The sequence below is a fragment of the Streptomyces sp. NPDC058964 genome, from assembly GCF_042741275.1.
GTDB lineage: Bacteria > Actinomycetota > Actinomycetes > Streptomycetales > Streptomycetaceae > Streptomyces.
The window spans coordinates 1-10,251 of the sequence record NZ_JBHYKH010000223.1 but is presented as its reverse complement, the minus strand read 5'-3'; the positions used below and the strand labels follow the sequence as shown (position 1 = coordinate 10,251).

Below are 10,251 nucleotides of genomic sequence, written 5' to 3'. Positions count from 1 at the left end.
CCGAAAACGAAAATGTATATTCCTCCCCGGCCCCCCCCGCCGCGGCGGGCGGGGTCTCCACTCGATGCACCCGATGTCACCCCATGCCACGCCGCACCTACCTACAGTGGTCACATGGGATTTCGTGCGCGCTCCGCCCAGGAGATGTACCGCTATGCCTTCAGGCTGGACCAGCCCGAGCGTTCCTTGAGCGACGGATTCGGTTGGACGATTCTGCTCCTCGGCGACAGCACCGACAGGACCAGGGATTTCCTGTTGCGTCACGGCGTAGAACTCAGCATCAAGACGGCGCACCGGATCCGCTTCGCATTCTTCTCCGGTATCTCCGAATCAGAGACCGAACGCTTTGCGCAAGACCTCAACTACGGCCGATATTCGGCAAGGTCTTTCCTCGACCTGCTTCAGAGAGGTCTGCGCCGCAAGCCGTGGCGTGACGGCCCTCTTGACTGGGAGGGCGAATACCTTCACAATCTGCGCCCTTCTGTGTTCGCTCCGTTCACGGACGCGAGAGAGATTCATGTGCACTTCCACGAGGCCTACAGGCTCCTCGAGTCGGCGATTCCGGGCGCGCAGGCCGCGGCGTGGTTGGCCCAGGAAAAGCTGCGCATCGGCCGTCACCTGCCCTGCCTGTTGCTCTTCACCGACCTCGGCGCTCCCCGGTACCACGTCCTCCCCTTCGGGCAGCATTCGGTGACGGAGGTGTACGAGCGTGTCAGGTCGTGGATTGACGCGTACTACGAAGTCAATGCGGAAACGCTGTCCCGTTGGTCCTCGATCGAGGAGCAGATCCAGTCCCTGGCCCAGGAAGCCCGCATCTCGTTGCAGACCATTCGGAACTGGGCCGCGAAGCGCCAGGCCGACTGGGTCGTACTCAGCGTGCTGGCGGAGTGTGCCCGCATCGCACGTCAGCGTCCTGACGCGGCTCCCGAGGAACTGAGGGCATTGACCGCCCTCCAACAGCCTCTTCCGCGGCAGGTTGGGAGGGAACTTCACTCGTTGCGGCAACGTCTGAACGATCTCGAAATCCGGGAGAAGAAGGCGGCGGCCCTCACCAGGGCCGCCTCACTGCTGGCCGAGTCCACAGACGTGGAGCACATTGTGCGGATTCTTCGGAATCTGTACACCGAGGAACGCTACAACATGTCCACTGCAACCCTCGAGAAGCTGAAGAACGCCTCGATCCTGTGGACCGAGGCCCTGCCCGTGTCTGCTCGCCAAGAGCTGTTTCGATGGTGGAGATCTCCCGGAGGTTCATTTTTCTCCAAACGCTCCTTCCGCCGAGCGCGGTACGAACTGCGGGAGTTCTACGAGACTCAGCAGCGCGAAGGTGAGTCGTACGCCGAACACAGGCGTCGCGACTACGACGCCTTCTGGGCGGCGGTCGGCAGCCGCCCTCTGTCAGCGGATTCCGAGGAGACAGCCGATTATGTGATCGCCCAACTTGCCGTGCATTACGCAGTCTCGCCCACTGAGCCCACTTGGTCAGCGGCGACGGAGCGCATGCGCCGTCATGTGACAGACGGTGTCGCGCAGGCCCAACGCAGTGCGCCGGCCTGGGTCCTGAGCCTCGACCCGTCGGCGTCCCTGAGCGACTGCCTGTTCGTCGGCCCCACAGGCGATCAGAGGGCTCTGGGGGATTTTCTCGCTTCAAGTCCTGTCCTGGCTGCGGCCGTGGACGCCCTCGACGGTCCGGACTGGTTGAGGCGGACGTCCGAGAAGCGTCTGGCCGACTGCCTCGCTCACCGGGACATCATCGCCCAGTCACTGGGGGAGGAGGCGCGCCGACAGGTGACGATGTCAGAGAGCCGGTCCGCGCTGTCCCGGGAGATCACCTCCCAACTTCAGAGAGCGCACGCGGAGTTCGCAGCCGAAGTCGAACGGAACACGCCAGAGAAGCTGCGCGAGGACTCCGGGATCGTGCGCATCAAGGAGAATCTTGAGCTGGCGGAAGGACTCCGCTCGGCCCTCACGGAGTACGACGACGCGGTCCGCAACCTGGTGTACCCCCACGTGAACGATCCTTGGGTGATCGCCCTGCCGATTCCGGCGCATCTGCGTAGCAACATCAGCACGGCCGCTGACGTCGAACCACATGATCCCGTCGCAACTCGCCGTGAAACCCTTCGGACGCTGCGCATCAACGCCCAAGAGACCCTGGCCCGGCACGAAGAGGCAAGCCAAGACGGCACCCGCTGGGCTCCCGACGTGCGGTTCGCGGACGTACTCACCGCCGTGCTGGCCGAGCCCCGGGCCCAGGCCGTCCTCAGACCCTTTCCCGGTGGAACGCTCCGTGAGAAGGCAGCCCGCGCGGTGCGGGAGCAGCGCGCGGGCGAACTCCTCGGCACCCTGAGCCGCCAGGAACTCGCTTTGCTGGCGGCGCACGCGCGGCCGGCCGAAAGCCCTGCCCCGCGTCTCAGTACCACCGGGACCGAGACACCCGCCGGTGTACTGTCCCTCTTCGGGCTACGGCGGCCTCCGCGCGTGTTCATCTCCTACGCGCACGAGGACGACGGCGGTGCCCACACCGAAAGCGTTCGTGCCTTCTGGCTGTTGTTGCGCAGCCTGGGCGTCAATGCGCGACTGGATCTAGCGGCGGCTGAGGAACCCCAGGACTGGGCGCTGTGGACCCTTCACGAATACCAGTCGGCAGACTACGTGCTGGTCGTAGCATCCCCCGCCTACCGCCGCCGTGCCGAGGGCAGTGAGACACCCGGCACGGGAAGGGGCGTGATCTGGGAAGCAGGGCTCATCCGGAGCGAGGTCTACGCCCGACCGGGCTCCTGGCACCGCCGCATCCTCAGGGTTGTGCTGCCCGGCGGTTCCCCCGAGGACCTCCCGGCCTACCTGGGCGGCCACGCCACCACGCACTACACCGTCGGTCCTCTCACCCCGCAGGGCGCCGAAAAGCTGCTGCGCTACATCACGGACCAGCCCTACGAGATCGAGCTCCCGCTCGGCCCGACCCCTCATCTGCCCCCACGCAGCCCTAACTGATCCGGCCTTCAGAAGCCGCGGCCTGCCGAGCGGGTGCACCGTGACACGATTCTGCGGAGCAGGCAGTGGAGCCGGAGCAGGGGCTGTGCCAGGGGCCCACACCACCACGCGCAGGGAGACGGCGACGGTGCGGGAGCGGCCCACCGCCTGTCCGTACGTGCCGCCTCGCGACACCGGTGGCGGGAGCGACGGCCCGAGCCGCGCGCCCGGTGGTCAGCTCGTCCTGGACCTGTACGCTTTGACCGCCTCGGCGTGCACTCGGGCGACTTCCTCACGCTCGCCTTCGGGACCTGTCGTCAGCAGTACGTGGTAGTGGCCCTCGATGAGCACGACGGTGTTCTTCGCGTACACGGTTTTCCCTTCCTTCGTGTCCCACGTGAACTCCCCGACGGCTGAGGTCTGTTCCCCGACCGTGATCTCTCGGATTCCGGTCCCCGTGGCCCAGGTCGAACCCCGATGGATCTGCAGTTCCGGTTCGATTTCGCGCTGATAGTCAAGCGGGCTCTTGGACCTCGCCCCGGCGGAATCACGGCCCGGTACGACAGTGAGCGTGTAGGCGCCGTGCGTGTACCGGTACTGTCCGGAGGAGTTCCTGGCGTGCGGCCGCCACCCCTTCGGCACGTCGGTGCTGAACTCCGGGCCCTGAACACGTACGTACCCGCTTGCCGACGATGATGTCGGCGTCGCGGATGGATGTGCCGAGCGTCCCTGCGACGGGTCGTGCCCGCCCTGCTCGGCGCCATCCTGCAGATACCTGATTCCGAAAGGGGCAACGGCCAGCAGAGCCAGAGCGGTCAGCCAGAACCAACGCCTCCATCTCCCGAGCAGCGGGTCGGCTGCCTCGGCGGCCGGCTCCCGACGATCCGGTGGGGAGTCGTCGTGCGCCGCGGGCCGCAGCGACGACCCCGTGCGCTCCTCCGTCGGCCGCTCTCCCGGTTCCCTGCCCGGCAGGCCGACGACGAGCGGTCCGGAATCGACTGGCCGAGGGGGTGACGTCCTGTCGGTCACCGCCGCGCCGCCGCCCCCGTCCATGACACCCCCGGGTGAGGAGGCCGCATCGTATGCGCCTCCGAGGTGCTCCAGCAGCGGGGCTTGCGACCGCAACGAGGGTGCGTGCTCGTCCGGTCGGCCTGACGGCACGGCCACCGCGCGGTTGCGTACCAGCGCGATGGCGTGACCGGCATTGCGTGCCCGCTGCTGCGGAACCGGCCGCGACCTTGCCTCCAACTCTCCGCGTACGTACCAGAACAGCGCTTCCATCTCGAGCGGATCCGAGGCACCGGGGATCCCGAACTCCAGGGCCTTGAGGAGCTCGCCGGTGAAGGCGGTGTACGTCTCCCCTTCGGGCGCCCAGGCAAGTTTGGTTTCCGCTGAGGCTGTCATCAGGTAAGTGCCTTCGACCATGGCGTGGTTGGCCACGTCGACCGCGGTTCCCTTGTGTCCGACCAGTGCCCGGCCGCTGTAGCAGCAGTCCAGGATCATCACCTTGCTCGTAGCCGTGCAGGCGTCGACCAACTGCCGGCGCAGGTCCTCATATGCCACGGCACGGTAGAGGCGCTCCACGTGCGACTTCGGCAGAGCCAGATAGAGATCACCGCTCGGGGAGACCAGCCCGTGGCCCGCGAAGTACACGACAAAGGCGTCCTCCGCCTCGGCTGCGGCATCGTGCACGGCGTCCAGTACCGTGTCCGGGGAAGGCGGATTGAGCAGGACAGTGCACTGATCGGGGCGCCGCAGCCCCCACAGGTCGGGATCGCCCAGAACCTTCGCCAGGCGGTTCACGTTGTTCGCCACCGACGGCAGGTCGGGCAGCGCGCCGTAGCTGTCCACTCCGACGATCACGGCACGGGATCTGGCCGGGTCGGGCAACCGTCTCACTCGCCGCTCCCCGCTCCGTCACCGGCCCGCCCCGGTTCCTCGGTCCGGTCGCTCTCGGACGCCGCCCGCAGCGCCTCCACGATGCGCCGGATCGTCTCCTCCGACGCATCGTCCACCGTAAGGGGCCGGCCGGTGGCCGTGACGGTGATGGTGATCGGCGGAGCGGCCGGACGCGCGGCGCGCCAGGCCGCATACGCCATCGCCAGGTTCAGGGCCGAGAATCCCTGGCTGAGGACCATGTCGATGATCTCGACCGTCCCCATGGTGCCGCCCGGCTTGCCGCACGGCACCAGTTCTACCGTCGCGTGCCGTCGCACATCGGCATCCAGCCTCAGCCACCTGTACAGGTCGGATACGGTCTCATGCCCGTCGTCGGCAGTCGTCGCGACCCGGATGTGCATGCTTTCCCCCAGCCTTTCCATCTCGTCCACGATAGGGAAGGCCGGGCCTCCTGGGAGCCGAAACGCCGATCGGCGGGGTGCGCTCGAGATCCCCCCGGACAGTTGTGCTCACCCATCGCGAGCTGGAGGATCCGATCGAGGTCCAGGTCCGTGAGCTGCCGCGGCTGATGTCGCCGGGGCCCGCGTGATGGCCCTGTTGGCCGCATGTTGGCGGCCTGTTGAACGCCGCGTGCAGTCTTTCCATGTCGAACAAATGGCCCAGGAGGCAATGCGTCTGGGCCGTCGACGGAGGCCCGGCACGGGGCCTCCCCGCTCAGGACTCGACGAACACGGGGACGGATCATGAAGAAGACGGGCAGTCGGATGCTCACCCGGGCTCTGCCGATCGCGGCGATGGCCCTCGCCACTTTGGTGACCACGGGCAATCCCGCTGCGGCCGCCGAGCTGGGGTGCAGCGGCTACAACTGTGATGGCCGGGACCCGGGCCCGATCAGCTGGGACTCGGGCCCGGACACCGACGCGACGGCGACCATCAGCGGATACGCCACCGTGGAACTGCGCTCCGGAAAGAAGGACGGCAGGTGGTACGGCTGGGCGCGAACGGCCACGCGGTACTACAAGTACGGGGTGTGGATCGACCGGTCCACGGACGGCGGCAAGTCGTGGGACGGGTTGCGTGGGTACCAGCACCGTGACGGGGGCGACGCATACACGCCTATGCAGTACTGGCCGGACGGCACATGGCTGCGCGCTTGTGTCAACGTCGAAAACATCGAACTGAAGTGCACCGGCTGGGTCAGCTGACGCACACCGGACAGCGGCCCTGACCAAGCGCCCAGGGCCGCGCTCCCGACGGCGCGACCGCCGGCACATCGACCAGCCGGCAGGACCGTCCCGCGCCGGGCCCCGGGGGACGGCCGTCTGGGGGACGAGCGGCATCAGCACCGCGGCTCCATGAGGGCATGCGGCCGGCCTCTGCCTCTCGGCGACATGGCCCGGGCGTCCCATTGCGTCGCGCACTACTCTGACGGCACGTCAACCGTTGCGGATGAGATGAGGCGTTTCCATGACAGACGATGTCACGCCGATCGACTGTTTCGTATGCCGGAAGCACCGTGACGACTCGCTCATGCCCGGAGGGGCCGTATGGATGGACGACGTCGTGGTGGTCTCGCATCTGTCTCCGCGAGCTCCCGGCGGCGCAGACTCGGTCTATCTCGGCCATCTTCTGGTGGAACCGCGCCGACACGCTCCAGGTCTTGCTGATCTCAGCGACATGGAAGCTCAGCGTGTGGGTTTCTGGTGCACCCGAGCCGCCGGCGCGCTACGTGAGGCCGGCGGTGCCGAGCACGTGTACGCCGCTGTCATCGGAGACAACGTGCCCCATCTGCACGTCCACCTCCTGCCCCGGTACCCCGGGACTCCCCGTGACTACTGGTGGCAACGGGTCGACGAGTGGCCAGACGCTCCTCGCGGTACGGAAGGCGATGCAGCGGCAATGGTCGAGCGGCTGCGTATGCAGTACGGCAACGAAGTACCTCGACCAATATGACTGCTGCTGACGTCACCGGCCGTACCTGGGTGCCGGAACAGCGCGACGGCCCGCGGCGACCGTTGGGCCGATGGTTCGGGACGAAGGGGTCAGGTGCCACGGCCATGTCGGGCAATCAACGCACCGGTGTTGCGGAACGCCGTCTTCCCCCTCCGCACCAGCGGCTGGGCGGCCGTGCGGGCCCGCGAAGTCGTCCCCGCGCCCGGCACCGTCCGCCGACGGAATCCCCGGGCTCGTACAGCGGCCTGCACGGCCCCTATCGCGGATGCGCCATAGCGGTGCTGACCGTCGGCATGCTCCGCGCGGCAGGCCCGCGTCAGCCAATCTGTTCGGCTAGGGCGACGATGATGCCTGCGGGGCCGCGGAGGTAGCAGAGCCGGAAGATGTTCTCGTACTGCGCTACCTCGCCGAGGAGTTCGGCGCCGTGGGCGCGCAGGCGGGCGATGGTGTCGTCGATGTCGTCGACGGCGAACATGACGCGATGCAGGCCCAGCGTGTTGGGCGGAGGGTTCCGCGGCTCGGCGTCGGATACCGCGGGGGTGTGGTACTTGGTCAGCTCCAGCTTGCTGTGGCCGTCCGGGGTCCGCATCATCGCGATGTCGCTCCGGACGCCGTCGAGTCCGACGGTGCGGTCCGCATAGAGGCCTTCGATCTGAGTCTTGCCTTCCAGTTCCATGCCGAGCTCGGTGAAGAAGGCGACAGCCGCGTCCAGATCGTCGACGACGATGGCGACGTTGTCCATCCGCTGAATAGTCATGTCTCTGAGCCTAACGACTCGACACGCGGTAGCGCGGGGTCGGCCGTGACATGACGACGGTTGCGCACGGTTATGCCCTGTGCGGACAGCAGCACCATCTGGGGCCGCCGCCAGGTCACCACCGAAACGGAGCCCCGGCGCACAATCCACAGCAGTCGCCGCCCCTCATCGTCATCGATCTCCCGCACCCGCACACGCTCGGCCACCTGCTGAGCCTGTCGGACCAGGAGCGAAACCCTCAGCAACCCGCAGTCACCTGCCCCGGCGGGCTTGCAGCTCGGTCAGCCAGGACCTCACTTGCGCATCGTCATGCAGGAAGTCGCCATGCGGCCCCGCCAGGAGATCGATGCCGTGCAGGAGTCCCAATGCCCATCGGGACAAGTCGTCCCAGACAAGACCCTCAGTGGTGATCCGGCCTTCCGCCCGCCGAGCGGCTTCGTCTCGGCTCAGCCGCCCATCCAGCACCGCGGCGATGTGTTCCTCGATTTCATCCAAACGGGCTGGTGACTTGCACTCATGACGCAACGGTACACATCACGGGGCGAACGTTGTCTGATGCGGCACTTGCACTCAGGGGAAGGGCCCGGGCCCTGATCGTGACGCTTTTGACAGGCAAAACACTTTCAGCGGCATCGGCTGTGGGGGCCAGAGACGCGGAACCGGCCATACCGGATAGCGCGCACCCGGCGTTATTGATGTGCCCATGGTCAACCCTTAGCGTGTGCGGGGCGCTGCCGGTTACTGCCGGTTTCACGGCATCCGGCCCGGTGCCCATGCCATGCCTGCCCTCGGGCAGGCGGTCCCTGTCGGTAGGAGGAATGATGAGCCTGCGCACTGTCCTGAGCACCCGCACGGCTGCATCGGCGGCAACGCTGCTCGCTGCAGCAGCGCTGCTGTTGACCGGTACAACGGCCGCGCACGCGGCCGCGCCGCAGCCAAAGGGTCCAGCCGTCGCCGACGGTACGATCTACTATTACGCTCTCAAGAATCAGAACACCGGCCGCTGCGTGGACGATTCCTGGGACTACGGCTTACGCGCGTTCACGTGTAACGGGCTCAACTATCAGAACTTCAACTGGTACAACCAGTCCGACGGCACATGGGTTCTGCAGAACCAGAACACCGGGCGCTGCATCGACGACAGCTTCGACTATGGTCTGCGTGCCTTCGGCTGCAACTACCAGTCGTACCAGCGGTGGACGATTACCTATCAGTCCGACGGGACGCGGACGCTCAGGAACCAGAACACCGGGCGCGTGATCGACGACAGCTCGGACTACGGTCTTCGCTCGTTCGGATACAACGGGCTGTCCTACCAGCGGTTCACGTTTGTCGGCTGACACCTCAGCCGGCTGTGGTCCGGTGCACCGTTGCGACGTCGGTGTGTCACTCCGGAACGAGCTCTTGATCTCGGGGTGTTGGATCGTGCCAGGTGAGGTTAAGCCCTGGGACTGGATCCAGAGCTTGAGCGAGCCGGCCGCGACCAAGATGGACCGACCGGCCGCGTTGCTTCGCATCGTGACGTCGCTCTGAGTGACGTCTGCGCCGTCCCGGCAGTGGCGTACCGCAGGTTCGCCTCCCCTCGGCGGAGCATCGCACGCTGGCCGGGTCCCCGGGACCGCATGCGGTGGCTGTCTGGTCTGCCGCGGCCAACTGGCATGTGTCTTGCGGCCCTTGGTGTGCGGCGGCGTCATGTTCCCATCGGACCCGGCTGAAGGCCCTCGTGATAGTTTCAGTGCCGCCGTGCGCCGCTGCAAGCCGAGGAGGTGAGACCGATCAACGCTACGACAGGTCGGGCCCCCTTCTCCCGCATGGCCTAGGGAGTGCCCGCAGAGGTATCCCGGAAGGCAGGAATCGCTATGCGCTTCACCTCTGAGGCGTCCTTGGGCGGCGTCCGCGAACAGCTTTTTGTCCTCGGCGAGATTCCCGGCGTGTTGTGGACGCCGGAAGATGCTGTTGGTTCTCGTCCCGTCATCGTGTTCGGACATGGCGGCGGCCGGCACAAGAAGGCTCCTGACGTCGTGAACCTTGCGCGTCGTTTCGTGACCGAGTGCGATTTCGCCGTAGTGGCGGTCGACGTGCCCGGTCATGGGGACCGGCCGGTTGACGAGGAGTACAACCGGATCGCGACGCAGAACCAGGCACGTGTGGAGGCCGGCGAAGACCTGGCGCCGCTGATTGCCGGCTTCCAGGCCATGGTGGCCCGCCAGACCGTGCCGGAATGGCGAGCGGTTCTGGACGCGGTCCAGCAGCTCGAACACGTCGGCGTCAGCCCGGTGGGTTACTGGGGGGTTTCGCTGGGGTGTGGGCTCGGCGTGCCGTTTGTTGCCGCCGAACCTCGGGTCCGTGCCGCTGTATTGGGACTTGGCGGGATACTGGCCAAAGCCGAGGATGCCGGCCGGATCACGGTTCCTGTCGAGTTCCTGGTGCAGTGGGACGATGAGCGCGTGCCACGGGACCAGGGCCTGGCTCTGTTCGATGCCTTGGCCTCGGCCGACAAGACGCTCCACGCCAACTCGGGCAAGCACGGGGACATCCCGGAGTTCGAGCTCGACAGCACACTGAGCTTCTTCTCCCGGCACCTCGCCTAGTACCTGTACCGGCCGTCGCGGTGTCGGGGGGGTGGGGGGTGGGTGGGGCTTGAGCGCGGGGGTGAGGGGGGAGAGCCA

General features: G+C 66.9%; 9 protein-coding genes and 1 pseudogene. 6 read left to right on the top strand and 4 right to left on the bottom strand.

All coding sequences use genetic code 11. The features are described from left to right. The first annotated feature begins 114 nt into the window (after nucleotides 1-114). Nucleotides 115-2,994 (top strand): SEFIR domain-containing protein, encoded by a 2,880-nt coding sequence (locus ACFW2E_RS25320; RefSeq protein WP_384469366.1) that lies wholly within the window; start codon nucleotides 115-117, stop codon nucleotides 2,992-2,994. Between the two features lie 213 nt (nucleotides 2,995-3,207). Here ACFW2E_RS25320 and ACFW2E_RS25315 read toward each other — a convergent pair whose 3' ends face one another. Next, a complete protein-coding gene (locus ACFW2E_RS25315) occupies nucleotides 3,208-4,872 on the bottom strand; it encodes a caspase family protein (RefSeq protein ID WP_384469365.1) in 1,665 nt (554 codons plus the stop codon). Continuing rightward, nucleotides 4,869-5,294, bottom strand: a complete 426-nt coding sequence (locus ACFW2E_RS25310) for a hypothetical protein (RefSeq protein WP_384469369.1) — start codon at nucleotides 5,292-5,294, stop codon at nucleotides 4,869-4,871. The genes ACFW2E_RS25315 and ACFW2E_RS25310 overlap by 4 nt, the downstream gene beginning before the upstream one ends. A gap of 321 nt (nucleotides 5,295-5,615) precedes the next feature. On the opposite strand from ACFW2E_RS25310, the gene ACFW2E_RS25305 reads away from it, so the two are divergent. Together ACFW2E_RS25305 and ACFW2E_RS25300 are read left to right on the top strand one after the other, a co-directional pair. Continuing rightward, a complete protein-coding gene (locus tag ACFW2E_RS25305) occupies nucleotides 5,616-6,077 on the top strand; it encodes a hypothetical protein (protein WP_384469364.1) in 462 nt (153 codons plus the stop codon). Between the two features lie 262 nt (nucleotides 6,078-6,339). Next, nucleotides 6,340-6,825, top strand: a complete 486-nt coding sequence (locus ACFW2E_RS25300) for an HIT family protein (protein WP_384469363.1) — start codon at nucleotides 6,340-6,342, stop codon at nucleotides 6,823-6,825. A gap of 316 nt (nucleotides 6,826-7,141) precedes the next feature. On the opposite strand, the gene ACFW2E_RS25295 is transcribed toward ACFW2E_RS25300, so the two are convergent. Together ACFW2E_RS25295 and ACFW2E_RS25290 are read right to left on the bottom strand one after the other, a co-directional pair. Further along, nucleotides 7,142-7,582, bottom strand: coding sequence for a VOC family protein (locus ACFW2E_RS25295; protein ID WP_384469362.1), 441 nt, complete (start codon nucleotides 7,580-7,582; stop codon nucleotides 7,142-7,144). A gap of 65 nt (nucleotides 7,583-7,647) precedes the next feature. Then, nucleotides 7,648-7,788: pseudogene (locus tag ACFW2E_RS25290) on the bottom strand (IS630 family transposase); the annotation flags it as partial. A 91-nt stretch (nucleotides 7,789-7,879) separates the two neighbouring features. Between ACFW2E_RS25290 and ACFW2E_RS25285 the strand changes: the two are divergent. From ACFW2E_RS25285 to ACFW2E_RS25275, 3 genes are all read left to right on the top strand, one after another. Continuing rightward, nucleotides 7,880-8,089, top strand: coding sequence for a hypothetical protein (locus tag ACFW2E_RS25285; protein ID WP_384469361.1), 210 nt, complete (start codon nucleotides 7,880-7,882; stop codon nucleotides 8,087-8,089). A 314-nt stretch (nucleotides 8,090-8,403) separates the two neighbouring features. Continuing rightward, the gene (locus ACFW2E_RS25280) at nucleotides 8,404-8,922 is read left to right on the top strand and encodes an RICIN domain-containing protein (RefSeq protein ID WP_384469360.1); all 519 of its coding nucleotides are present in this window, start codon (nucleotides 8,404-8,406) and stop codon (nucleotides 8,920-8,922) included. A 519-nt stretch (nucleotides 8,923-9,441) separates the two neighbouring features. Further along, on the top strand, nucleotides 9,442-10,173 hold the full coding sequence (locus ACFW2E_RS25275; RefSeq protein ID WP_384469359.1) for a dienelactone hydrolase family protein: 732 nt from the start codon (nucleotides 9,442-9,444) through the stop codon (nucleotides 10,171-10,173). Nucleotides 10,174-10,251: the final 78 nt, after the last annotated feature.

Coding starts and splice junctions, on each gene's coding strand:
- ACFW2E_RS25300 (WP_384469363.1), top strand. CDS start 6,340: ATGACAGACGATGTCACGCCGATCGACTGTTTCGTATGCCGGAAGCAC.
- ACFW2E_RS25295 (WP_384469362.1), bottom strand. CDS start 7,582: ATGACTATTCAGCGGATGGACAACGTCGCCATCGTCGTCGACGATCTG.
- ACFW2E_RS25280 (WP_384469360.1), top strand. CDS start 8,404: ATGAGCCTGCGCACTGTCCTGAGCACCCGCACGGCTGCATCGGCGGCA.
- ACFW2E_RS25310 (WP_384469369.1), bottom strand. CDS start 5,294: ATGGAAAGGCTGGGGGAAAGCATGCACATCCGGGTCGCGACGACTGCC.
- ACFW2E_RS25275 (WP_384469359.1), top strand. CDS start 9,442: ATGCGCTTCACCTCTGAGGCGTCCTTGGGCGGCGTCCGCGAACAGCTT.
- ACFW2E_RS25305 (WP_384469364.1), top strand. CDS start 5,616: ATGAAGAAGACGGGCAGTCGGATGCTCACCCGGGCTCTGCCGATCGCG.
- ACFW2E_RS25320 (WP_384469366.1), top strand. CDS start 115: ATGGGATTTCGTGCGCGCTCCGCCCAGGAGATGTACCGCTATGCCTTC.